18 protein-coding genes and 2 pseudogenes are annotated in these 25,113 nt (G+C 62.4%); 8 read left to right on the top strand and 12 right to left on the bottom strand.

Going from position 1 to position 25,113, the window contains the following annotated elements; translation table 11 throughout:
* Positions 1–2: 2 nt before the first annotated feature.
* The 4 genes and pseudogenes from ASD00_RS25325 to ASD00_RS25310 form a co-directional block, all read right to left on the bottom strand.
* Positions 3–824 carry an ABC transporter permease gene (locus ASD00_RS25325; RefSeq protein WP_025429311.1) on the bottom strand — a complete coding sequence of 274 codons (822 nt, stop codon included), beginning with the start codon at positions 822–824 and terminating at the stop codon, positions 3–5.
* 1 nt (position 825) lies between these two features.
* A pseudogene (locus tag ASD00_RS25320) lies at positions 826–1,656 on the bottom strand (ABC transporter permease); the annotation flags it as partial.
* A 173-nt stretch (positions 1,657–1,829) separates the two neighbouring features.
* The gene (locus tag ASD00_RS25315; RefSeq protein ID WP_057209879.1) at positions 1,830–3,128 is read right to left on the bottom strand and encodes a PotD/PotF family extracellular solute-binding protein; all 1,299 of its coding nucleotides are present in this window, start codon (positions 3,126–3,128) and stop codon (positions 1,830–1,832) included.
* 32 nt (positions 3,129–3,160) lie between these two features.
* Positions 3,161–4,249 carry an ABC transporter ATP-binding protein gene (locus ASD00_RS25310; protein ID WP_057209876.1) on the bottom strand — a complete coding sequence of 363 codons (1,089 nt, stop codon included), beginning with the start codon at positions 4,247–4,249 and terminating at the stop codon, positions 3,161–3,163.
* Between the two features lie 530 nt (positions 4,250–4,779).
* Between ASD00_RS25310 and ASD00_RS25305 the strand changes: the two genes are divergently transcribed.
* The 8 genes from ASD00_RS25305 to ASD00_RS25270 all read left to right on the top strand — a co-directional run bounded on the left by ASD00_RS25305 (position 4,780) and on the right by ASD00_RS25270 (position 14,587).
* Positions 4,780–5,808 (top strand): substrate-binding domain-containing protein, encoded by a 1,029-nt coding sequence (locus ASD00_RS25305; protein WP_025429301.1) that lies wholly within the window; start codon positions 4,780–4,782, stop codon positions 5,806–5,808.
* A 66-nt stretch (positions 5,809–5,874) separates the two neighbouring features.
* Entirely contained in the window at positions 5,875–7,422 is a 1,548-nt protein-coding gene (locus ASD00_RS25300; RefSeq protein ID WP_057209874.1) for a sugar ABC transporter ATP-binding protein, read from the top strand.
* A gap of 28 nt (positions 7,423–7,450) precedes the next feature.
* Complete coding sequence (locus ASD00_RS25295; protein ID WP_025429299.1) at positions 7,451–8,440, top strand: ABC transporter permease; 990 nt, start codon at positions 7,451–7,453, stop codon at positions 8,438–8,440.
* 2 nt (positions 8,441–8,442) lie between these two features.
* Positions 8,443–9,453: a sugar-binding transcriptional regulator gene (locus ASD00_RS25290; protein WP_057209872.1), complete on the top strand. Its 1,011-nt coding sequence runs from the start codon at positions 8,443–8,445 to the stop codon at positions 9,451–9,453.
* Positions 9,450–10,445 (top strand): aldo/keto reductase, encoded by a 996-nt coding sequence (locus ASD00_RS25285; protein WP_057209871.1) that lies wholly within the window; start codon positions 9,450–9,452, stop codon positions 10,443–10,445. Before ASD00_RS25290 ends, ASD00_RS25285 begins: the two co-directional genes overlap by 4 nt.
* 11 nt (positions 10,446–10,456) lie before the next feature.
* Positions 10,457–12,205 carry a glycerol-3-phosphate dehydrogenase/oxidase gene (locus ASD00_RS25280; RefSeq protein WP_057209869.1) on the top strand — a complete coding sequence of 583 codons (1,749 nt, stop codon included), beginning with the start codon at positions 10,457–10,459 and terminating at the stop codon, positions 12,203–12,205.
* Positions 12,178–13,020: a class I fructose-bisphosphate aldolase gene (locus ASD00_RS25275; protein ID WP_057209867.1), complete on the top strand. Its 843-nt coding sequence runs from the start codon at positions 12,178–12,180 to the stop codon at positions 13,018–13,020. Before ASD00_RS25280 ends, ASD00_RS25275 begins: the two co-directional genes overlap by 28 nt.
* Positions 13,021–13,054: 34 nt before the next feature.
* Positions 13,055–14,587, top strand: coding sequence for an FGGY-family carbohydrate kinase (locus tag ASD00_RS25270; RefSeq protein ID WP_025429294.1), 1,533 nt, complete (start codon positions 13,055–13,057; stop codon positions 14,585–14,587).
* A gap of 225 nt (positions 14,588–14,812) precedes the next feature.
* Here ASD00_RS25270 and ASD00_RS25265 read toward each other — a convergent pair whose 3' ends face one another.
* From ASD00_RS25265 to ASD00_RS25230, 8 genes and pseudogenes are all read right to left on the bottom strand, one after another.
* A complete protein-coding gene (locus ASD00_RS25265) occupies positions 14,813–15,451 on the bottom strand; it encodes an outer membrane protein (protein ID WP_025429293.1) in 639 nt (212 codons plus the stop codon).
* Between the two features lie 221 nt (positions 15,452–15,672).
* On the bottom strand, positions 15,673–17,010 hold the full coding sequence (locus ASD00_RS25260) for a HAMP domain-containing sensor histidine kinase (RefSeq protein WP_057209865.1): 1,338 nt from the start codon (positions 17,008–17,010) through the stop codon (positions 15,673–15,675).
* Positions 17,007–17,680 (bottom strand): annotated as a pseudogene (locus ASD00_RS25255) (response regulator transcription factor). Before ASD00_RS25255 ends, ASD00_RS25260 begins: the two are co-directional and overlap by 4 nt.
* 427 nt (positions 17,681–18,107) lie before the next feature.
* The gene (locus tag ASD00_RS25250) at positions 18,108–19,847 is read right to left on the bottom strand and encodes a M14 family metallopeptidase (protein WP_057209863.1); all 1,740 of its coding nucleotides are present in this window, start codon (positions 19,845–19,847) and stop codon (positions 18,108–18,110) included.
* A complete protein-coding gene (locus tag ASD00_RS25245) occupies positions 19,844–20,698 on the bottom strand; it encodes an ABC transporter permease (RefSeq protein ID WP_057209862.1) in 855 nt (284 codons plus the stop codon). The genes ASD00_RS25250 and ASD00_RS25245 overlap by 4 nt, the downstream gene beginning before the upstream one ends.
* A gap of 4 nt (positions 20,699–20,702) precedes the next feature.
* The gene (locus ASD00_RS25240) at positions 20,703–21,626 is read right to left on the bottom strand and encodes an ABC transporter permease (RefSeq protein WP_025429288.1); all 924 of its coding nucleotides are present in this window, start codon (positions 21,624–21,626) and stop codon (positions 20,703–20,705) included.
* 61 nt (positions 21,627–21,687) lie between these two features.
* The gene (locus tag ASD00_RS25235; RefSeq protein ID WP_057209860.1) at positions 21,688–23,220 is read right to left on the bottom strand and encodes an ABC transporter substrate-binding protein; all 1,533 of its coding nucleotides are present in this window, start codon (positions 23,218–23,220) and stop codon (positions 21,688–21,690) included.
* Positions 23,221–23,271: 51 nt separating this feature from the next.
* Positions 23,272–25,104, bottom strand: coding sequence for an ABC transporter ATP-binding protein (locus tag ASD00_RS25230; RefSeq protein ID WP_025429286.1), 1,833 nt, complete (start codon positions 25,102–25,104; stop codon positions 23,272–23,274).
* Positions 25,105–25,113: the final 9 nt, after the last annotated feature.

Raw genomic sequence — 25,113 nt, 5'->3', positions numbered from 1 at the left:
ACCTAGCTCATTTTTACCTGCCGCCGACGAAGCGTCAGAATGACGGCAAGCGCGACGAGGATGGTGGTGAAGGAGAAGAGCGTCGTGACCGTGCCCAGCGCGTAAAGCACCGGCGTCGTCACATTGGTGGTCATTCCGTAGATTTCCAATGGCAGGGTGTTGTAGCTGCCCGAGGTCATCAGTGTACGGGCGAACTCGTCGTAGGAAAGGGTGAAGCCGAAGAGGCCGACCCCGATCAGGCTCGGCGCTATCATCGGCAGCACCACATGCCGAAACGTCTGCCACGGGGTGGCGCCGAGATCGCGGGCCGCCTCTTCATAGGCCGGCGAAAAGCGGTTGAAGACGGCAAACATGATCAAGACGCCAAAGGGTAGGGTCCAGGTAAGATGTGCGCCGAAGCCGGAGGAATACCAGGCGGGCTTCAGGCCAAACTGCTGGAAGACGACACCGATCCCGAGCGAGATGATGATCGAGGGCACGACCAGGCTGGCAACGGTCAGGTAGAAGAGGGCCGTCGCCCCCTTGAAGCGGTGGCGAAAGGCAAGGCCGGCGAGGAGCGCCACGACGACGTTGACCACCATCACCATCAGTCCCAGCGTGAATGAGCGGCGGAAGGACGCGCCGAAGTCGCCGACCGCCTGTTTCTCGAAGAGATTGTAGAACCAGTGCAGCGAAAGTCCGTTCAACGGAAATGTGAGACCGCCATTCGGCCCCTGAAAGGACAGGATCAGCACCGCCGACAACGGCCCGTAGAGAAACAGCACGAACAGGGCGAAGAAGCCCGCGAGCAGGTAGAATTCAAGGGTGCGCCGCTCATGGTTCATCTCAGAGTTCCTTTCGGATATCAACGACCCGAAGGATCGCGGCGACCATCAGGAGCACGACGATCAGCAGCACTACCGCATTGGCGGCCGCAGCCGGATATTGCAGCAGTGACATCTGGTTCTTCATCATCAGCGCGACCGAAGCGCTCTGTCCGCCCGACATAACTTGAACCGTCGAGAAGTCGGCCATGACGAGGGTGACGACGAAGATCGAGCCGATGGCGATGCCGGGCTTGGCGAGTGGCAGGATGACGTTCCAGAGCACTTGCCGGCCGCTGGCGCCGCAGTCGCGCGCCGCTTCGATCAGCGAACGGTCAATGCGCATCAGCGTGTTGAAGATCGGCGTCACCATGAAGAGCGTATTGAGGTGAACCATGGCAAGCACGACAGCAAAATCGGAATAGAGCAGCCACTCGATCGGTTGCGTAATGATGCCGAGGTCGATCAGCGTCGAATTGACGAGGCCATTGCGTCCAAGCACCGGGATCCAGGAGATCATGCGGATGATGTTCGAGGTTAGAAACGGCACGGTGCAGATGAGGAAGAGCACCATCTGCATGGTCGTCGTGCGCACGTGGAATGCGAGGAAATAGGCGACCCAGAAGCCGATCAAGAGTGTGAGGCACCAGACGAGGGCGGTGAATTTCAACGTGTTGAGATAGGTCTTCCACGTCACCCACGAACCGAGCGTGTCGACATAGTTCATGGTCAGGAAGTCCGGATAAAGCCCGGCAAAGTCGTAGTCCCAGAAGCTGACGACAAGAACCGTCAGGATCGGCAGCACGAAGAAGAACCCGAGAATGAGGATGAGCGGCAGCGCCTGCAGATAGGCGCCCAGCCTTTGCAGCCAAGCACGGACACTGCTGGGTCTACCGGCCAAGGCCTCCGATGGCTGCGAAATTGCCACTACCGCCATTGTTCATCCTCTCGCGTTGCTCGTCAGGTTCCGCTCGCTGCGGGCGGCCCCATTCGAGGGCGCGCCGCAGCGAGGGCGTTTCGTCTGCCTCAAGCCGCGATGAACTCGTTCCAGCGCTTGATCATGTAGCGATCCTCATCCATGACCGAGTTCCAGCAGGCGACCTTGCCCATGCGGTCTTCGAAGGAGCCGCCATCGCGCACGGCACCGGCCTTCTCCATGACCTTGCCCTCCGGCGAGAGGATATCGCCCTTTGCCGGCTTGCCCTCGACCCAGTAACCCCACTCGTCCTCGGACATGAAGCCCTTGGCCGTGTCCATGGCGGCCGAATAGTAGCCCTGACGGTTGAGATAGGCGCCGACCCAGCCCGACAGGTACCAGTTGATGTATTCATAGGCCGCGTCGAGCTGGGCGCCCTGGAGATGAGCGGCAAGGCCGAGGCCGCCACCCCAGGCGCGATAGCCTTCCTTGAGCGGCTGGTATTTGCACGCGATCCCCTTCGAGCGGACGGCGGCGACGGCCGGTGACCACATGGACTGGATCACCACTTCACCGGAGGCCATCAGGTTGACGCTCTCGTCGAAGGATTTCCAGAAAGCGCGGAACTGACCGTCCTGCTTGGCCTTAATGAGGAAGTCGATCGTCTGGTCGATCTCATCCGTCGTCATGTTGCCCTTGTCGGCATATTTGACGTTGCCCAAGGCTTCCATGATCATGGCGGCATCCATGATGCCGATTGACGGGATGTTGAGGATCGCGGCCTTGCCCTTGAAGGCCGGATCCATGATGTCGGCCCAGCTCGTGATGTCGCGGCCGACGAGATCCGGGCGGATGCCGAGGGTATCGGCATTGTAGATCGTCGGAATGAGCGTCATCCACTGGGTCGGCGACTTCGCGAAGGTCCTGGAAGCCTGCGCCTCGACAAAGCCGACGGTGTGCGGGGCGGTGCCTTGGGCGATAATGCTTTCGGGCTTCAGCTTGCCGTCGATGAACAGCGGGACGATCTTGTCGTAGTACTTGATTTTCGAGACATCCATCGGCTGCATCACTCCGGCCGGGAAGACCTTCTTGGCGATCCAGTATTCGATGTCGGCGATGTCGTAGGAATCGGGCTGCGTCACTGCCCGCTGGGCCGCGGCGTCCGAATCCGTCGCAGTCATTTCCAGTGTGATGCCGAGATCCTGTTTGCACTTCTCGGCAATGGCATTGATGTTGGAAACGCCGGTGCCGAACTGGCGCAGCGTGATCGGGTTTTGCGCCCAGATCGTCGGAAAGCCGGTGATCGCCCCGGACCCGGCAATCGCGCCGATTGCCGCCGCACCGGTCTTGAGCAGCGTGCGTCGGGACAGGCCCTCCTTCGAGGTCTTCGGTGTAGTTTCATTCGTCATGCGCAGTTCCCCTTTTTTTGATGGTTGGTCACTCATGCTGAAAGGCGACCGAGGGGGACGACATCCTCCAGGGCCCAGCTCAGGGACACCGCGTCGCCGACCGACACGGTTTTGTTGAAATAGTCGGCATCGCTGACGATCACTGTGAAGTCGTCGCTGCCGGCGCCACTGACGGTCAACTTCACCGAAGCGCCGCGATATTCGATGTTGGAGACCACCGCCTGAAAACCGAGGGTCTTTTCCGAGGCAGGCTCGAGGCGAACGCGGTCGGTGCGGATGCCGATGTCGATTGGCGCACCGATTTCCTGTGCGATGTCGCGAACGGCAAACCTCGGGCCACCGGCCGCCTCCATCTCGACGATCCCGTCACGGATGGCGCTCACTCGGCCCGAAAGCACATTGTGGTCGCCCATGAACCGGGCGACGAAGGCGGTTGCCGGCTGCTCGAAGACGATACGTGGCGTTGCCGCCTGCTCGATGCGGCCATCGTTCATCACCACGATCAGGTCGGCCAAAGCCATGGCCTCTTCCTGGCTGTGCGTGACATGGACGAAGGTGATGCCCAGCGTTTTCTGCAGCTTCTTCAGCTCTGCCCGCATGCGGATCTTGAGGAATGGATCGAGCGCCGACAATGGCTCATCGAGCAGCAGAGCTTCCGGTTCGGTGATCAAGGCGCGTGCGAGTGCCACCCGCTGCTGCTGTCCGCCCGAAAGCTGCGCCGGCCGACGGCCGGCATAGGCCTCCATCTGCATCAGCCTCAACATGGCCAGCGCCTTGGCCCGGCGTGTTTCCTTGTCGACGCCCTTCATCTTCAAGCTGAAGGCGACATTGTCGACGAGGTCGAGATGAGGAAACAGGGCGTAGGACTGGAACATCATCGCCGTATTGCGGCGGGCCGGCGGGAAATCGGTCACGACGACATGGCCGAGACGAAGGTCGCCGGACGAAATGCTCTCGTGGCCGGCAATCATGCGCAACGTGGATGTCTTCCCGCAGCCCGACGGCCCCAGAAAACAGCAGTAGCTGCCTGCGGGGATCTTGAGGCTGATGGCGTGCACGGCGGTTGTCGCGCCGTAGATCTTGGAAACAGATACGATATCGATTTCGGCGGCTTTCGGCATGATGGCTTCTCCTGATGACAGGGAAGAAGCATCAAACGTGCCAATCTCGTGCGGCGACGATAACTCTATATTTTCGTTTAGGAATCTAGTGTCACCGCCGAATCCGCAGTATCCGGCGCAACAACCTTCTGCTCACGAAATGAGCTTTTGTCGTCAATATTCGCCAATTATTGTATACGATCATGTGAATTTTTGAGCACAGGCACCACGCGCCTTTTGGCGAGAAGCCAGTCAGGACACGTGACACGGTTGCCAACGAGCAGCCGGCCTGAAAGGCGATTTGCTGAAGGGTTGCCATTTGCCGGTTCTAGCGAACATCCGTGACAGGAAATTGAACCGATTGCGCCACCCACTGCAGAACTGGCGTGAATTATTATTCATGCCATGAATTATATTGACAGAAGCCTTGGTCGTCGTTTTAATCACCACAGTCGGAAGTCGAGGAGGAGTTCCGGCAAACTCACACATCAGCGGTCATTTCTGACTGCACGATTGGTTTTTGGGAGGGGCTTTGGCCTCGAGGAGGACGCTTGCGCACTTTTTTGAGCTCGACCGCACTGGCGGTCATTGCAACGACGTTTCTGGCTGGCCCTGCCAGCGCGGAGACGGCCAACCCGTTTCGCTGCGAACCCGGCGAAAAATACGTCATGAACGTCATGGTTTCGGGCGTCGAATACTGGTTCCCGGTCTATGAAATGTTCAAGCAGGCCGGCCAGCAGTTCGGCTGCGAGACCGAATATACCGGCACCCCGGAATATGACGTCAACAAGCAGATCGCCACTTTCGATCAGGCGCTGGCGCAGAACCCGGCCGGTATCCTTGTTCATCCGATGAACTCGGATCCGTTCATCGAGCCGATCAACCGGGCGATCGACCAGGGCACCGCGGTCGTCACCTTCGCCGCCGACTCGCCGCTCTCCAAGCGCATTTCGTTCATCACCTCGGACAATACCCGCGAAGGCGTTTATGCCGCCGATGCGATCGCCGAGAAGATGGGCGGCAAGGGCGAATATGCCGTTCTGGAAAACCCCGGCCAGGACAACCACGACAAGCGCATCGCCGCTTTCGTCGGCCGCATGGCTGAAAAGTGGCCCGACATGAAACTCGTCGGCCGCGCCGCTTCGAACCAGGATCCGAACAAGGCCTATCAGGGCCTGATGAGCCTGATCCAGGCCAACCCGAACCTTGGCGCGGTCTTCATGCCCGAAGCCAACTCGGCGATCGGTGCCGCACAGGCCAGCAAGGAAAGCGGCGGCAAGGTTCTCGTCATGTGCGCCGACGTCAACGCCAACATCCTCGACATGATCAAGGCCGGCGAAGTGTTCGGCTCGATCAACCCGAACCAGGGCATGCAGGGCTATATGGGTTTCATGTTGCTGTGGCTGGCCAAGCACCCAGACCTCATCGACCCGATGAACGACGCCAAGCGTTCCGGCTTCAACCCGATGAGCATTCCCTTCGTCGACAACGGTCTCTCCATCGTCACCGCCGCCAATGCGGATGACTTTTACTGGGACAAGTACCTGAAGCGCCGCGGCACCAAGGGCATTGACGAGTAAGGGGCTTTTGACATGGCTATCCGGATGTCCGGATAGCCGGTCAAACGATTGAGAGTGGAGAAGGCGATGATATCGCAGCCGGTCCTTCAGGTCCGCAACGTCACCAAGCACTTCGGGGCTGTGAAGGCGCTGACCAATGTGGATTTCAACCTCGAAAAGGGCGAGATCCATGCACTTTGCGGCGAGAACGGCGCCGGCAAATCCACGCTCATGAACATCATCGCCGGCGTGCTGCAGCCGAATGAGGGCGAAATCCTCGTCGACGGCACGCCGACGAAGATCTTATCGCCGGCCGCAGCTCAGTCGCTCGGTATCGGTCTTGTCCACCAGGAGATCGCGCTCTGCCCGGACGCGACGGTGGCGGAAAACATGTTCATGGCCGCGACAAACCGGCGGCGCTCGCCGCTGATGCACTACGCGTCGCTTGCCCGCGATGCGCAGACGGTGATGAACCGGCTGGCGCCGATCGACGTGCGCCGCAAGGTCGCCGACCTTACCATTTCCAGCCAGCAGCTGGTCGAGATCGCCAAGGCGCTGACGCTCGATTGCCGGGTGCTGATCCTCGACGAGCCGACGGCGGCGCTGACGGAGGCCGAAGCGCAAGCGCTTTTCGGCATCATCCGCGACCTGAAGGCTGCGGGCATTTCCATCATCTATATCAGCCATCGCATGGCCGAAATCTTCAGCCTGTGCGACCGGGTTACCGTCTTTCGCGACGGTCGCCACGTCTCGACGGAACGCGTTGTCGATGTGACGCCCGATGATGTCGTTCGCCGCATGGTCGGCCGCGAGATCACCCAGCTCTATCCGCCGAAGCAGGCGCGCGCCGAACAGTCCGGCGACGTCATCCTGTCGGTTCGCGGTCTTGGCGACGGCGAACGCATCGATGATGTCGGCTTCGACCTGCGCAAAGGAGAAATTCTGGGGATAGGCGGGCTGATCGGCTCCGGCCGCACAGAGATCGCCGAGGCGATCTGCGGGTTGCGCCGGAAGGTTCGCGGCGACGTGCTGCTGCACGGCAAGAAGCAGACGATCGGCAACTACAGAAACGCGGTCGACGCCGGCATCGTCTACCTCTCGGAGGATCGCAAGGGCTCCGGCGTGTTCGTCGACATGTCGATCGCTCAGAACATTTCGGTGCTGGATCTGAAGACGCTGACCGGGCCGCTCGGCTTGATGAACGCGAAGGCGGAAGCGGACCTCGCCCGCGATTTCACCCGGAGGCTCGGCGTGCGCATGGGCGGTATCGCCATGCCGGTATCGTCGCTCTCGGGCGGCAACCAGCAGAAGGTGGCTATCGCCAAGCAGCTCGCGGTGCGGCCGAAGGTCATTCTCATGGACGAACCGACGCGCGGCATCGACGTCGGCGCCAAATCGGAAATTCACCGCCTGTTGCGCGATCTCGCGTGCTCGGGCATCGGCATCGTCGTCATCTCGTCGGAACTGCCCGAACTTCTGGGGCTGTGCGACCGGGTGCTGGTTGTGCGCGAGGGCGGCATTGCCGGCGAACTCGGCGAGGCCGAGATGACGGAGGAGGCGGTGATCCGCCTTGCCTCCGGGGTCGGGCAGCACGGCGAACCACAGAAAATCAAGGCGGCCGAGCATGTTGCCTGAAACAAGCAGACGGAATGGGGAGGCGGAAATGGCAGTCGATACGGTGGTTGCAACGCAGGTTCAGGTTCCGGCCTGGCGACGGATCGGCACAATGCGCGAGGCTGGGCTGATCGCCATCATTCTTGCGCTCGGCATCGTCATGAGCTTTGCCTCGCCACACTTTCTCACCTTCGGCAACATGCGCGCGATGCTGATGAGCTTCTCAGTCGAAGGCATCGTCGTTGTCGGCATGACGATCCTCTTGATCGTCGGCGGCATCGACCTTGCGGTCGGCTCGGTCGTCTGCTTCGCCATGGTGCTCGCGGGGTCGCTGTTCCTCGCCGGGGTCGATCCATGGACGGCCTCGCTCTTCGGGATACTCGCTAGCAGCCTCATCGGCGCCATCATGGGCTTCTTCGTCACCGTGGTCGGGCTCAACCATTTCATCACGTCGCTTGCGGCAATGGTGATCGTGCGCGGACTTTGCCTCGTCATCACCAAGGGCACACCGCTGTCGCTGTTCACCATGCCGGCATCGTTCAAAGCCGTCGGCCAAGGCACCTTCCATGGCGTGCCTTATGTCATCCTGATCTTCGTCGCCGTCGTGATCCTGTTCGACTTCCTGCTGCGCCGTGCGACCGCATTTCGCAAGGTGTTCTACACCGGCAGCAACGAGAAGGCGGCGCTCTATTCCGGCATCAAGACCAAGCAGGTGAAGTTCTGGGTAACCGTGCTCTGCTCGACGCTCGCCGGTGTCGCCGGCGTCATCTACATGTCGCGCTTCGGCGCCGCCACGCCCACCTTCGGCGTCGGCATGGAGCTCAACATCATCGCGGCTGCTGTTATCGGCGGGGCCTCGCTCAACGGCGGATCGGGGACGATCCTCGGCGCCATCCTCGGCATCGCGCTACTGTCTGTCGTCACCAGTTCGCTGATCCTGCTCGACGTCTCGGTCTATTGGCAGGATATGATCAAGGGCTGCATTCTCCTTGCCGCCGTCTCCATCGACCATTTCCTGCATAAGCGGAAGGCCATCTGAACATGCCGATCGCCAAGCCCAATCAGAACCTCATTTCCAGTGCACGCGAGGAACTCGTCGTTGCCCGGCAGATGCATCAGGCACTGGTGCTGCACTTCCTCGAGGGCCTGACGCAGTCGCAGATTGCCGACCGGCTCGGCATCTCGCAGCCGACGGTCAACCGTCTGATCAAGCGCGGACGCCAGCTCGGCCTGGTTGAAATCAAGATCAAGTCGCCCGTCGAACCGCTGGTCGACATGGAGGAGCAATTGCTTGCGCTTGGCGGCATCAGCCGCGCCGTCGTTGTTCCCACCGTCTCCGACAACCAGCAGACGGCGCTGCAGGCGGTGGGCGAGGCTGCGGCCCGGCTGCTGATGGAAGAGATCGCCGACGGCGACACCATCTGCATCACCGGCGGCAAGGGCGTCAGCGCCGTCGTTGCCGGTCTGCACCCGTCACGGCGCCTGGATGTCGAGGTGATCCCGGCGACCGGCTGCGTGCAGGGCAAGCACTATACCGACGTCAACCACGTCTCGACCCTCCTGGCGGATCGGCTCGGCGGCAGGTCCTATCAGATCCATGCGCCGCTCTTTGCCGACAGTGCCGCGGAGCGCGCCATGCTGATCAACATGCGCTCGGTGGCCGACGTGTTCAAGCGCGCCAGGGAAGCCAAGGTCGCGATCGTCGGCATCGGCTCGATCCTTTCCGACGATTCCAGCTACTACGACCTGCACCCATCTTCGAGCACCGATCGTGACGCGATCAAACGCTCCGGCGCAAGCTGCGAACTGCTTGCGCACCTGCTCGACGACCAGGGACGGGTCTGCGACTACAGCCTCAACCGCTCGCTCGTCTCGCTGACGCTCGACGAGTTCGCGTCGATCCCGACCAAGATCGGGGTGGCGAGCGGACCGAACAAGGCCGGCCCCATTCTCAGCGTCCTGCGCGGCAGGCATCTCGATACACTCGTGACCGACGAGGCGACCGGCGAGCGCATCCTTGCCATGGCAAGCGAAAAGGGACTTTCGGCATGAGCAATGAACAGTTGACGCGCGAGATCGGCCGCACCGGTGTCAAGGCATCCGCCGTCGGGCTCGGCACCTGGGCGATCGGCGGCTGGATGTGGGGCGGAACGGACGAAGGCGAATCGATCGCCGCGATCCAGGCCTCGCTCGATGCCGGCGTGACCCTGATCGATACGGCTCCCGCCTATGGTCTCGGGCGTTCGGAGGAAATCGTCGGCAAGGCGTTGGCCGGCCGCCGCGACAAGGCGGTGATCGCAACCAAATGCGGCCTCGTCTGGCATACGACGAAGGGGCGTCATTTCTTCGACCAGGACGGAAAGCCTGTTCATCGCTACCTCGGTCGCGACGCCATCGTTCACGAGGTCGAAGAGAGCCTGAAACGGCTCGGGACGGACTATATCGACCTCTACATCACCCATTGGCAGGACCCAACCACGCCGATCGAGGAGACGGTGCGGGCGCTGGAAGACCTGAAGAATGCCGGCAAGATCCGCGCGATAGGCGCCAGCAACGTCGACCGGTCCGAGCTGGAAGCCTATATCGCCACCGGCCGCCTCGACGCGATCCAGGAGCGTTTCAGCATGATCGATCGCGAGATCGAGGCGGAACTGTTGCCGCTGACGACTGCCAACGGTGTCGCCACGCTCAGCTATTCCTCGCTGGCCCTGGGCCTCTTGTCCGGTACCGTCGGCCCGGACCGGGTGTTTGCCGGAGACGATCAGCGCCGCGACAACCCGCGCTTCTCCGTCGGTAACCGTGAGAAGGCGACGGCCTTTGCCGAGGCGATACGGCCCATCGCCGAAAAGCATGCGGCCAGCATCGCCCAGACGGTCATTGCATGGACGCTTGCCCAGCCCGGCGTGACCTTTGCGTTGTGCGGCGCGCGCAATCCGGCGCAGGCGCTCGACAACGCCCGTGCGGGAACAATCCGGCTCGACGGCCAGGACCTCGCGGCGATCGATGAAGCGATAGCGGCGAAGCTCGCTCACATGGATAGGTAACGGACGCCATCATGAACCGAGAAGAGATTTTTGACGGGCTCCGCCAGAGCCCGAAGGTGGACGTCTGCGTCCTCGGCGGCGGCATCAACGGCCTCAGCGTGTTTCGCGAGCTGGCGCTGCAGGGCGTCAATGTCGTGCTCGTCGAGAAACACGATTTCTGTTCCGGCGCCAGCGCCGCGCTGTCGCGCATGGTTCATGGCGGATTGCGCTATCTCGAAAACGGCGAATTCAGCCTGGTGCGGGAATCGCTTGTCGAGCGCGACCGGCTCCTTCGCAACGCGCCGCACTATGTCGGTCCACTACCGACGACGGTTCCCGTGTTCGACGTGTTCTCCGGCATCGCCAACGGCGCGGTCCGGTTCCTTGGCTTGAGCCGGCGGCCGAGCCGCCGTGGCGCCGTCGTCATCAAGGCAGGGCTTGCGATCTACGATTTCCTGACGCGCAAGCGCGCCATTATGCCCCGCCACGAGTTTCGCGGTCGGCGCGCGACGCTTGGCCGATGGCCGGCGCTCAATCCCGCGATCAAGAATTCCGCGACCTATTATGACGCCTGGGTCAGTCAGCCCGAACGTCTCGGCATCGAACTGCTTGAGGACGGGCTGTCGTCTGGTACCCATGCGCGCGCTGTCAACTATGCCGAGCTGAAGCTGGTAGCTCCGGGGTGCTATGCCGTCAGAGACAATATCGCCGGCACGGAGGTCTTGATCGAGCCGACCGTGATCATCAACGCCACCGGCGGCTGGATCGACATCGCCAATCAGAGCCTGTTTTCCGAACCGGCCCGGCCGGCACCGTTGATGGGCGGCACCAAAGGGTCGCATCTGATCATCGACAACGACGATCTGACCCGCGCGCTCGATGGACACATGATCTACTACGAGAATGAGGACGGGCGCATCTGCATCCTGTTTCCCTATCTCGGCAAGGTTCTGGTCGGCTCCACCGACATTCGCGTCGACGATCCGGAAACCGTGCGCTGCGAGACGGCGGAACGGGACTACATCCTGCAGTCGCTCGCTTTCGTCCTGCCGACGATCAAGGTTCGTCCCGATGAGATCGCCTTCCAGTTTTCCGGGGTCCGGCCGCTGCCGGCGAGCAAGGACAGTTTTACCGGCCGCATCCCGCGCGATCACTATTGTACCTTCGTCGAGACCGCCGATGCCGGGCCGCCGGTCTTATGCATGATCGGTGGCAAATGGACGACCTTCCGCTCCTTCGGAGAGCTGGCTGCCGATCTTGTGCTCGAACGACTGGATCAGCCTCGCCGCGTGGCCACGGCCGATCGGGCGATTGGTGGCGGCCGGGATTTTCCCGCCGACCGGGAAGCCTGGATTGCGCGGGTCGCCTCGGCAGCGGCCCTTGCGCCGACGCGCGTCGCCACGCTCTTTGAGCGCTATGGCACGGATGCCGAGCGCATCGCCGCCTTCGTCGCTGCCGCGCCCGACGCTCCGCTTCCGCATCCTGATTATTCGACCCGCGAAATCCAGTTCCTGATCCGCAGCGAGAAGGTCGAACAACTCGACGACCTCTTGCTTCGGCGCACGACCCTGGCGATCACCGGCGAGCTTTCGCTCGAAATGACGGACGCCGTGCTCGCATTGCTCGCGGCCGAAAAGCACTGGCCAGTGGCCCGCCAGGCGCTTGAACGCGCCCGTTTTCTCACCCTTCTCCTCGAACGCCACGGCGTCGATGAAGACATGCTTTCCGCACGGAACGAACAAAGGAGTGCATTATGCGAAACAACCGCAAGGTCCGGATGAACCGTCTTTTTGGCGCAGGACGCTGCCTGGACGTGGCCATCGACCATGGCGTCTGCAACGAACCGTCGTTCCTCGACGGTCTTGAGAACATGGAATCCGTGGTGAGGGCCCTGGTCGACGCTAGGCCCGATGCGATCCAGATGAACTATGGCCAGGCCGATCTGCTCCAGGATCTTCCGGGCAAGGACAAGCCGGCTCTGGTCATGCGTATCGACATGGGCAACCCGTATAATCGCATCCGCCACCGCGACATGTGGGCTGTGCTGCAGAACGAGGCCGAACCGCTGGTCGGCGCTTTGGAGATGGATGCCGCCTGCGTGGTCGTCAATCTGTTCATGCTGCCCGACGAACCGGACCTCTTTCGCCAGTGCGTAGCCAACATTTCCCGCGTCCGTGCCGATTGCGAAAAATACGGCATGCCGCTGATGATCGAGCCACTGGTCATGCAGCCGGTCACCGAGCGCGGCGGCTACATGGTCGATGGCGATGCGGAAAAAATCGTCACGTTGACGCGGCTCGCCCGTGAGATGGGCGCCGATATCGTCAAGGCCGACCCGACGACAAATGCCGAGGATTTCCACCGCGTGGTCGAGGCAGCCCGCTGCCCGGTTCTGGTGCGCGGCGGCGGCAAGGAGGACCTGCGTGCCGTGTTCGACAAGTCTGCGGCCTTGATGCGGCAGGGCGCTGTGGGCATGGTCTATGGGCGCAATATCTACCAGCATGCAAACCCGAGCGCCGTCGTTCGCGGTTTGATGGCCATCGTGCACGATGACGCCGATGGCGCAGCCGCCTTCGCCCTGTATCAGCAAGGCTGAGAAAGACGATCCGAACCTTGGGAGGGGTTCTTCAATGGCAGACTATCTTTTAGGACTCGACGCCGGAAACACCGTCATCAAGGCGGTGATTTTCGACCTTGAGGGCAACGAGATCGCGGCGGCTGCGCAGGAGGGGCACAGCCGGGTTCCGCGGCCCGGGCATGTCGAGCGGGGGCTCGAAGAGCTGTGGACCCATGCCCGGGCAGTCATCCGCCAATGCGTCGAACGTGCCGGCATCCGTGCCGAAGAGATCGTGGCGATCGGTTGCGCCGGTCACGGCAACGGCCTTTATGCTCTCGACCAGGGCGGTGAGCCGCTTCTCGGCATCCAGTCGCTCGACACGCGTGCCGCCGGGCTAGTGGAAGAATGGAAGGCGCAGGGTGTCGGCGACCGCACCTATGCCATCGGCCGGCAACGGCCCTGGCCGTCGCAGACGCCGACCTTGCTTGCCTGGCTCAAGCGTTTCCAGCCCGAGACCTATGCCAGGATCGGCACGGTGTTTCTGTGCAAGGATTTCATCGTCAACCGACTGACCGGCAAGCGGGTCAGCGACGTCTCGGATATGACCGGCTGCGGCCTCCTTAATGTCGTCAACCGCCGCTACGACCGCGATCTGATGGCGGCCTTCGATCTCGGCGAGGCAACCGGCCTCTTGCCTGACCTTGCCGAAAGTGCGGATGTGGTCGGCACGGTCACGCCGGAGGCGGCAGCACAAACCGGTCTTGCTGCGGGCACGCCGGTGGTCGGCGGTCTCTTCGATGTCGTCGCCTCGGCAATCGGCTCGGGCGTCACGCGCACCGGCGCTGCCTCGATCATCGCCGGAACCTGGAGCATCAACCAGGTGATTATCGATGGCCCTGACCTTTCGGGCCCGGTGTTCATGTCCTCCACCTTTGATCGCGGCCGCTACATGGCAATCGAATCGAGCGCGACGTCGGCGGCCAATCTCGAATGGCTGGTGCGCGAGTTCTTTGCTGACAGCGGCATCGACGACGGCCGATCGCCGTTTGACGTCTGCTGCTCGTTTGCATCCGATATCGAACCGGCCGCGAATGACCCGATCTATCATCCCTTCCTCTATGGCGCGCAGCAGGACGGTAACGCCCGCGCCGGGTTCTATGGCGTCGCCGGCTGGCACACGAAGGGTCACCTGGTTCGCGCGGTTCTCGAAGGTGTCGCCTTCGGCCACCGCCAGCACATCGCCACGATGCGGGCGGCGGGCGCGACCTTCGACGAGGCGGTGCTTTCAGGCGGCGGATCGCGCAGCCTGATCTGGCCGCAGATCTTTGCCGACGTGCTCGGGGTTCCGGTGTCGGTCGCCCGTTCGCGCGAAACCGGCGCGCTCGGCGCTGCGATTGCCGCGGGCACGGGGGCAGGGATCTTTGCCGATTTCTCGGAAGGTGCGGCAGCCATGGTGAGGACGGAACGCCACTACCGCCCGAACGCGGCGATAGCGCGCCACTACACGCGACGGTACGAGCTTTATCGGGACATCGCCGACGCAATGGCGCCGATCTGGCGGCGGCTTTCGAATGCCGAAGCCGAGGTTTCGGAGGCGGCGGCTTAGAGCATTTCCAGGAAAAGTGCGACGCGGTTTTCCGTCAGGAAATGCGTAAAAACAAGGAGATAGAGCGTTTCTGACTCCACTTAGACCGGAAACGCTCTAGACGCGGGCCAGCGAAAGAGTGAAGCCGAGGGCCGGGACCGGCCTTCGGCTTGTCGTTCCACGTCGAACCGAGCGCCGCTGACCCAGGGAGGATCGGGTGACGGCGCTGCGATCGCGTGGGAACAATCAGAACCGCATGTTCACGCCGGCCTTGATGACGTGGCTGTTGATGTCCTTCTCGCTCGACCCGAAGGCCGTGTTGGTGCGGACGTCGGGCGTGGTGATGTAGTTGTATTCGATCTTCGCCGAGAGACCGCCGGCGAAAGCCTGCTCGACGCCGGCGCCCACCAGATAACCGCCCTTGAAGCCGACATCGTTCTGGACGCCGCCGCCCTTCTTGTAGTTGGTCATGGCATAACCGGCCGTGCCGTAGACGAGTGTCTGGTCGAACGAGAGGCCGGCCTTCGCCTTGATCGCGCCGCGCCATTTTTCCTTGAGTTTGCCGCCGCTGACCTTGTGTTCGGTGTCGCCGAGATAGGAGCCTTCGATTTCGGCACCGACGATGCCGGGACCGACCTGCATGTTGTAGCCGGCCTGTGCGCCGAAGACGACGCCGTTGCGGTCGGAAAACGGATTGGGACTACCGGTAAAGCCGAGACCGCCATGGGCGCCGACATAGGCACCGCTCCAATTGAAGGCAGGCGGGTCCTGGTAGGACGAAGCCGGTTCCGGCGAATAGGGGTCGGCGGCCAGTGCCTGTTGCACACCGGCTGTGGCCAAAAAGGTGATGCCGAGCCAGAGGGGAAGTTTGTGACGTTGCCGCATGGCGTTGCTCCGTGGATTGGACTAGGCGCCGGTCGCGGCGCATTTATCTTCTCTCTTCGCTTCGCGCCGGCTGGCACGATTATCGACGCTGGAAGATGTGCGCATTTGTGCGCCGCACGGATTGCATCAACATTGCAAATATCGACTAAATCGCTGATTTTGTTATTAATAACCTGTTAGACTCTATGGCGAAGATGCGGCAGTCAATCGCCCAAAGTCTCTCACGCGACCGGCAGGGTCATGCGGAAACAGGCGCCACCGGTCGGCGCACAGACCACCGATATGTGGCCCTTGTGACGGTTGACGATCTCGCTGACGAGATGCAGCCCAAGGCCAGCACCGTGGTCACGCGGTTGCAACCGGTGAAACGGCTCGAAAATCCGCTCCCGTTCGCTTTCGGGAATGCCGGGCCCCTCGTCGCTGACCTCGATGATACCACCACGCTCGACGTGAATGGAGATCAGGCCGCCAGCATGCTCGATTGCGTTGCGGACCAGATTGGTGACGGCACGCTCCAGCGCGCCAGCGTCTCCCCGCGCGCTAACCTGAGCGGGCCCATGGGTAAAAGAGATGTCGCAATCGGCCGACAGTGCGAGAGGGGCGAGGTCGGCGGCGACGTCGCGGCAGAGCGAAACCAGGTCGAGGGGTGCGAAATGCGCGCCGTCGCGGTCGATGCGCTCGAGGTCGAGCAGCTGTTCGGCAAGGCCGGCAATACGGGCGGCATCAACAAGAAGACGGGCGCGCAACGGCCCGATGTCCATGCCCTCCAGCCGGGTCTGCAGGATCGCGACCGGGGTCCTCAACTCGTGGGCTGCATCCAATATGAAGCGCTGGCGGCGCTCGTAACCTTCGTCCAAGCGCTGCAGCGCACCGTTGACGGCTTCGACCAGCGGGCGCACCTCGCCCGGCACGCGGCCATCGGGCAGACGGGCGCCCCGGCGGTCGACGTCGATGCTTTTGGCGTGGTCGGCGACCTCGGCGAGGCTGGAAAAGGCACGGCGCACAATGATCGGAATGGCGAAGGCGGGAATGAGCACGAGGATGAGCACGATCGGCAGCAGCAGCAGGTTCGTCAGGAAAAACACCGCGAACGAGGCGCTCCACAGGCGTCCGCCGCCGGTCAGAACCGTGTAAGTGCCGTTCTCGGTCTCGATCGCGCGAACGATCGCCGAGAGCAGGTAGGGTTCCAGTCCGTCGCGGATGTCGGCGAAGGCGACGCGGTCGAGATGCTCGCCGATGCCGCGATAGGCATCGGGGACCGGCCCGCTTTGGATCGTGTCGCCGCGCTCGTTGCGCACGACGAACCAGAAGCCCGGCGTTTCGGCGAGCAGGGCCTGAAGCTGCGGCGTGTTTTTCAGCCTCAGTTTCTGGTCGGGGGTCACCTCGACGGCACTGGCGGCAATCGACGCCGAACTGGCATCAAGGATCATGCCGCCGAGATCGGCCCGGATCAAAAGCGCCATGAAGCCTGCAATGACGGCGACGAGCAGCAGCACCTGAAATGTGAGGATGTGCCAGATGAGCCGCTTCTTCAGCGAGTGGTTGGGGTTGTCGCTCATGACATCGGTCTCAGCAGGTAGCCGACCCCACGAATGCCGTGGATCTCCACGCCGGAGCCGGACTCCAGCAATTTCCTGCGCAGTCTCGAAACATGGGCGTCGAGCGAGTTGGACTGGATTTCGTCGTCGTACCCGTAGACGGATTCCTCCAGCGTCGAGCGTTGCACGGTGCGCCCCTGCCGTCGCGCCAGCGCTTCGAGCACAAGCAGTTCCCGGCGGGGAAGTTCGAGCACGCGGCCGTCGATCCGCGCTTCCCGAGCGCCGAAATCGAAGACAAGATTGCCGATGCGCGCGGTCATCGGTGCGATATCGGGTGCCCGCCGCATCAATGCGCGAAGCCGTGCCAGCAGTTCCTCGACCGCGAAGGGTTTGGCGGATAATCGTCGGCCCCCATGTCCAGCCCCTTGATCCGCTCGTCGACGGCGCCACGCGCCGTCAGCACGATCACCGGGATGCCCGACTTCAGCGCGCGAACACGGGGAATGAGCGTCAACCCGTCTCCGTCAGGCAATTGCCGGTCGAGAATGATCGCGTCATGGACCTGATTGGCCATCGCGGCGATGGCGTGATCGAGCGACGGCGCATGGTCGAGGATCATGTCGTAGCGGCCAAGGGCAACGCCGAGCGCGGCAGCCATCTCAGGCTCGTCCTCAACAAGGAGTAGGCGCATGTCTCGATTCTCCAACGTGTCTGTGCGGTAGGCGCACATTTGCTTGAGGACCATTGCCGCAAAGTTGCGGTTGGTTCGCGCTCTGACTGCATCATTTACAGGCTGGCGCGCAATGCGGCCGCAACGCTGCGGCGGCTCCAAGCGATATGAGAGGCAGGTATATGCGCGTCTTGGCGAAAGGGCGTTCGTGCAGGGATTATCACGGAGGCGATCGTCATCGGCGCATCGAGGAAGCAGAGAATGCGCGAGAGCCTGCCGTATGGCCGCACCGAACAGCACGCGCGCTGCGCAGTTCGCTACCGCACGTATGAACCGCGCAGTAGCTCATTCACCGGGCATGGCGGCGGCGATACGCATGCCGGTGAAACGGGCAGATGTGACGGCCCCGAAAGCCCATCACATCCTTGAAAGATTTGCCGGGCGAAGCCTAGGCGACTGCCATCATCGACTGGAACGCCTCGTAGGCGGCCAGAACCGTCTCCCGTTGCGCGTCATGGCCGGAAACGAAGGCGTCGCCATAGATGGTTTCGTCGGGATATTCCGTGATCAGCGTCAGCGGCGCCTTGTGGCGATCGTCGACGGAGATCATGCAGGGGAAGCCGTTGATGATGCGGAAGCCGGTCTCGCCCGCATGGGTTTCGTAAAGCGCGATCTGCTGATCATTGTAGGCGAGAAGACCGGGCACAGTGGCGAGTCGAGCCGTCACCGCTTCGATCAACTGTTCGGCACGCGCTTCCCAATCGGCGTGGTGGCGCATGATCAGGAAGAAGCCCTTCGGCAGCGTCCACATGGCAAAGCCGCGCGGCACATAGCCGGACAGCGGCCGTGTCCATTCGTGCGAGGGGTAGCCGTGCAGGTTGACATGAAGCTCGGCGCCCGACAGGGCTTCGGCCTCGTTGCGGATCGCCCGCTCGTTGAGGGCGGCGCCGGCGCGATATTCAAGATCGTCGCCAAGCGCAGTGTAGCGGGCGGCGTGATGCATGTGCAGCGGGTTATCGGCACGCAACCGCTGGTGAACGGCATAACCGTCGGGGTTTTCGAGCGGAGATATCGTGAAGTGCGTGCTGGGGAGAGTGGCCAGCGTCTGAGCCGCGCGCAATGCGCCGACGATGCCGGTGGTCTCGTTGGGGTGCTGGCCGCCGCTGATCATCACGGCAGCATCGGTGCCTTTGTGATAGCGCGCCTTGACCGGGCGACCGGCCCGCGAATGTGCTTCAAAGGGCTGGCCTTCGATCTTTTCCAGTTCGGCATGGATCTGCGCAACCGCGAGCGGTGCCTGAGCCGTGTCGAGAGGTTGGATTTCGCCGTCGGCGTCCGTCGTCGCGAGCGGTCGGGTTTCGACGCGAACCGTGGGTTTGCCATCGGCAAAGACGATTTCGGGGACGATCTGGCCGGGTTTCAGGCCACGGTCGCCCAACGGACGGCCCGACTTCTTCTGGAAGACTTCGAGCAGCGAGAAATAGAAGTCCTCATGCATCGCTTCGCGCAGGCTGACGACCTCTTCGCCGACCGGCAGCTGCAGATCGTTGATCGGCAACGTCGCACGGATGTTGAGTTCGTCGAAATAGGGTTCGCTGTCGCCCCAGCCGTGCTCGGCGATTGCACGCATGGCGCCTGCAAACAGCCGCTCATAGTCAGTTTCGAGGTGGCATTCCCTCCGCTTGCTGCTGCTGTCGTCGAGACGGACCCAGCCGGTCGGAGACAGGAGTGTTTCGCCGATGAAATCGGTGTGCTGGCGGTTGGGCGCAAACACCGTATGGGCTTCCGTGCATCCGTCGGCAAAGGTCAGCGCGACGTCGTAGGTTAGCGCCGTATCGCTGCCGCCGACAAAAACGATCTCGGCGTCGCCGACGAGCGCTGCCAGCGGATAGGCTTCGAGCAGGAAGCGGTTCGCCGGGCAGTTTTCGGGCTGCGGATAGCGGATATCGACGCGCTTCAGTGCCTTGCGGTCGACCTCCTCGAGAAAGAAGTGCAAGAGCGGCTTGTAGGCGCTCCTGAGCTTTGCCTCGATGCCGAAGGCACCAAGCTTCTGCTCGGCCGCCTTGCGGCTTTCGCGATCATCGAAGAGCCATGCCTCCAGCCGGGTGCCGCGTGCAGCCTCCTTGCCATAGGTAGCGAGCATGATGTCGAGCGTGCGCTCGAACGTCCCTTCGAAAATTGTGGTCATCGTGAAGTTCTGCCTGTTGGGTCGAGACTGTCGCGCAGCCAGTCGCCGAGAAGGTTGAGGCCAAGGACGGTAAGAAGGATTGCAAGCCCCGGGAAGACGCTGACCCACCAGGCGTTCTGCAGGTAGGTGCGGCCGTCGGCGAGCATGCCGCCCCAGCTCGGGATCAGCGGGTCGACGCCGAGGCCGAGGAAGGTCAGGCTGCTTTCGAGCAGGATGTTGTTGGCAACGTTGAGCGTCATCAACACGATGACCGGCCCGGTCAGGTTCGGCAGCAGATGCTGGAACAGGATCTTCACATCGCGAACGCCGATGGCGCGGGCCGACTGGATGAACTCCCGTTCGCGCAGCGACAGCACCGAGCCGCGCACGAGACGGGCATATTGCACCCATTGCGAGATGATCAGTAGCACGATCGTGTTGGTCAGCCCGCCGCCGACGATGGCGATGAAGGTGATGGCGAGCAGGATGAAGGGCAGCGCCAGCTGCACGTCGGCAAATCGCATGACGACCATGTCCCAGAAGCCGCGATAGTAGCCGGAGACGAGGCCCATCACCACGCCGATTACGACGGCACCGGCTACCGAGGTGAAGCCGACGAGCAGGGAAATCTTGCCGCCGGCAACGACGCGCGCAAGCACGTCACGGCCGAGCGGGTCGGTACCGAGCGGGTGCGCCCAGTTGACGAAGGCCGGTGTCAGTCGCGCCATCAGGTCGATCTTGTCGGCGCCGCCCGGAAAGAGCACGCCTGACAAGAGAACAGCGAGGCACATGCCGCCGGCAAGCAGCGCGCCGAGGATGAATTCGAGGTTGCGGAAACGGGCAAAGCGGGTGTTTGCGGCCTTGGTGGTCATCGGCTCACTCCGTCCGGATGCGCGGGTCGACGAGGCCATAGGCGATGTCGACGATGAGGTTGACGCCGACGATCATCAGCGAGAGTACGGTGATGACGGCCTGCAGCACGGGATAGTCGCGGGCGCCGACGGCGTCGAAGGCAAGGGTGCCCATGCCTGGCCAGTTGAACACCCGCTCCACGACGACGATGCCGCCGAGAAGACCGCCGAACTGGAGGCCGAAATAGGTGATGAGCGGGATGGCACAGTTACGCAGCGCATGCTTGTAGAGCACCTTGCTTTCGCTGAGGCCCTTGGCGCGGGCCACCATGATGTATTGCGACTGCAGGGTTTCGAGCATCGCCGTGCGCACCAGGCGGACATTGGTTGCCGTCAGGATGATGCCCATGGTGACAGCCGGCATGATGAAGCTCGCAAACCCGTCCATGCCGCTCGGCGGCAACCATTTGAGGGTGATCGAAAACAACAGCACCAGCATGATCGCCAGCCAGAAGTTCGGGAAGGACAGGCCAACGAGCGAGAGGATGCGGATCGCCTGATCAGCCCATTTGCCGCGGGCGACAGCCGCCTTGATGCCGAGCGGGATCGAAATGATGATCGAAACGATGAGTGACGCGAAGGCCAGCATCATCGTTGCCGGCAGGGCGGCGGCAATCAGCTGCGAGACCGGTGTGCCGCCCATGAACGAGCGGCCGAAATCCAATGTGAACAGGCCTTTGATGAAGGCAAAATACTGCGTCATGAAGGGTTGGTTGAGGCCGAGCGCCTCGCGGATGCGCGAGAGGTCTTCCTCGGTGACGCTACCCGCACCTTGGGCGAGCATCAGTGCCGGGTCGCCCGTCAGGCGGATGGCAAAGGAGACGATGAGCGTTACGACGAAAACAACGAACACCGCCTGCAGAACACGTTTGATCAAAAATCCGGCCAACTTACCCGCCCTTCATGAAGACGACCCGCCGCTCGCTGTTGGGAAGCGGCGGATCTGATTGTTACTCGACCGTGACGTCCGTCAGCCGCAGGCGGCTGTCGGGAACAGGCGTGAAGTTCTTGACGCGCTTGCTCACGCCGAAGATGGCGTTGAGGTTGTAGAGCGGCATTTCCAGCGCACGGTCGGCGGCGTAGTTGGCGATCTGCTTGAGGATTTCCTCGCGCTTGGGCTGATCGGTGATCGAGCGCTGGGATTCGAGCAGCTTGTCGAGTTCGGCGTCGCTGTCGTACGGGTTCCACTTTTCACCCGAGTGGTACATCGAGTAGGCCGTGTTGTCGTAATCGAGCGTCCAGCCGCCCCAGGCCTGCTGGAACATCGCGCCCGTCTTGCCGGCCGGGATGATGTCGTTCAACAGAACGTTGGTTTCGTAAGGCTTGATCGTCGCGTTGATGCCGACGAGCTGCAGGTAGCTGGCGACGGCCTGAACAACTTCGTTGAAGGTTGCGTCGTTGCCGCGCACGTCGATCTGGACGGAAGCACCCGGCGCGACGCCCGCTTCCTTCAACAGCGCCTTCGCCTGCTCCGGATCGTATGGCAACGGCTTCATGCTTGGGTCGAAGCCGAACGACAGTTCGCCCTGGAAGCTGGCGATCGGAGCGGCCTGGCCGCCGAGGATCGACTGGATGATGGTGTCGCGGTCGACGCCGAGGATCAGCGCCTTGCGGACCTTCGGATCCTTGGTGATGCCGTCGCGGGTGTTGAAACGCAGCGCATAGACGGTCGGGCCGGGGGTCGAGACGAGTTCGAGCTTGTCGTCACCCTCGATCGTCGGGATCATGCCGATCGGGATGGTCGGCGGGATGACGAGATCGACGCGGCCGGCCTGCAATTCGGCAACGGCGGTTGCCGGCTCGGCGATGAAGCGGAAGTCGAGGTTGGAAAGCTTCGGTGCGCCGCCCCAATGATCGGCGAAGGCTTCGAGCTTGATCGCCACCTTCGGCTCATAGGAGACGAATTTGAATGGGCCGGTACCGACAGGATGGGTGTTGAAATAGTCCTCACCCTTTTCCTGGATGTATTTCGGCGGCACGATCATCGCGCCGTAGCCGGCGAGCTTGGTCAGTAGAACAGGATCCGGTGACTTCAGGTGGAGATCGACGGTCTTCTCGTCGACGATCTCGACACGCTCGATGACCGCATAGTTGGATTTCTGTGGCCCCTTGGAGCCTTCTTCGCCGAGCAGGCGATCGAAGGTGTATTTCACGGCTTCGGCGTTGAAAGGCTCGCCATTGTGGAACTTGACGCCTTCGCGCAGCGTGAAGCGCAGGCGCTTGCCGCCGTCGAGCTCTTCCCAGGCGGTTGCAAGGCCTGGAACCAGCTTGCGGTCAGGGCCGCGATAGGTCAGGCCGTCGAAAATGTTGGTGGAGACAGATGCCCAGTTGACGAGGAAGGTGTCGACCGGATCCCAGCTGCCCGGATCCTGTGGCGACGAAACCGTCAATGTGCCGGCGGCAAAGGCCGGCGCGGCCGTCAGAAAGCTGCCAGTCAGCGCAAGCGCGATGAAGGCGGCGTGGATCCCCTTTTTGTTGATCATTTTTTACTCACTCCTGTTTCGACTGCCTTCCCCTGAAAAGAGAAAGCGGCTTTACGCGTCCAGGGCCACGAAATGGCCCGGCGCGATCTCCTTGCGCGGAAGCACCGCGGGTTCTTCTCCGACACGCCGGATCGGGCTCGGGATCTCGCCTTCGATCATCCCCCGGTCGCGCCCCTTGCCGGGATCGGCGACCGGAACGGCCGATAGCAGCCGGCGGGTATAGGGATGGGTCGGGGTTTCGAACACCTGGCGGCGGCTACCGAATTCCATCACCTGGCCGAGATAGAGCACGGCGACGCGGTGGCTCATGCGCTCGACCACGGCCATGTCATGGCTGATGAAAAGATAGGCGAGGCCTTCCTGTTCCTGCAGCTCCATGAACAGATTGATGATCTGGGCCTGGATCGACACGTCGAGCGCCGATAGCGCCTCGTCGGCGATGATGAGCTTGGGCCGGGATGCGAGCGCCCGGGCGATACAGACGCGCTGGCGTTGACCGCCGGAGAACTCATGCGGGTAACGCTCGGCATGGGCGGAGGTCAGCCCCACCCGCTCGAGCAGTTCGTGAACGCGCTTTTCGATTTCCTTGTTGCCAAGGATCAGCCCATGGGTGCGGATCGGTTCGGCAATCGAGAAACCGACGGTCTTGCGCGGGTCGAGTGAGGCGAAGGGATCCTGGAAGATGTACTGGATTTCCTGTTTCAGCCGCTGGCGCTCGGCAAAGCTCATGGCGGAGACCGGGCGTCCGCCGAAGAGGATTTCACCTGAGGTGGCGCTCTGGAGCTGCTGGATTGTACGGCCGATCGTCGACTTGCCGGAACCGGATTCGCCGACAAGTGCCAGGGTCTCGCCCGGGAAAATGTCGAAGCTGACATTTTCAATTGCGTGAACGCGGTGCGTGGCCCTGCCGAAAAGGTTCTTCTTGACGTCAAAGCGTGTAACGAGATCGCGCACGGAGAGGATCGGTGCTGCGTCGTAGCGGGCGGTGCGCTGGATATGCTCTTCGCCGACAAGCTTCGGCGCGCCGTCGATCATCATCGTCAGCGGCATGCGCTTGGGGAAGTCTTCGCCGGTCATGCTGCCGAGCTTCGGCACGGCGGAAAGAAGCGTCTGGGTATAGGGATGTTGTGGATTGGCGAAGATCTCGGCGACCGGACCTTCCTCGACCTTGCGGCCCTTCCACATGACGACGACATCGTCGGCCATTTCGGCGACGACGCCCATGTCATGGGTGATGAAGATCACCGCCATGCCGAGCTCCTTCTGGAGGTCGCGGATGATGGTGAGGATCTGGGCCTGGATGGTCACGTCGAGCGCCGTCGTCGGCTCGTCGGCGATCAAAAGCTTCGGGCGACAGGCAAGCGCCATGGCGATCATGACGCGTTGGCGCATGCCGCCGGAGAGCTGGTGCGGATAACGGCCGACGAGCTCGGCGGAATCGGGCAGCCGCACCATGTCGAGCAGCCGGCATGTCTCGGTGAGAGCTTCGGCTTTCGTCATCTTCTCGTGCAGCATCAGCACTTCGGCGATCTGGTCACCGATCGTGAACACCGGATTGAGCGACGTCATCGGCTCTTGGAAGATCATGGCGATCTCCTTGCCGCGAATGCTGCGCATCGCTTTCTGCGGTTCGGCCGTCAGGTTCACCGCGCCGTTCTTGCCCTGGAACAGGATGCGACCGGAGGGGAACCGACCTCCCATCATGTCGGCAAGCCGCATGATCGAAAGCGAGGTCACCGATTTGCCGGAGCCCGATTCGCCGACGATTGCCAGCGTCCGTCCCGCGGTGACCGAAAAGCTCAGGTCTTCGACGACGGCATTGCCATTGAAGGCGACGGACAGGTTTTCTACGGCCAGCAGCGGGGGTGTCGTATCAGCGGTCACGCGATCTTC

Origin of the sequence: Ensifer sp. Root31 (genome assembly GCF_001424825.1) — a bacterium.
GTDB lineage: Bacteria > Pseudomonadota > Alphaproteobacteria > Rhizobiales > Rhizobiaceae > Ensifer > Ensifer canadensis.
Note: the sequence above shows the minus strand (reverse complement) of the source record. Positions and strands in the feature narration are given on the sequence as shown.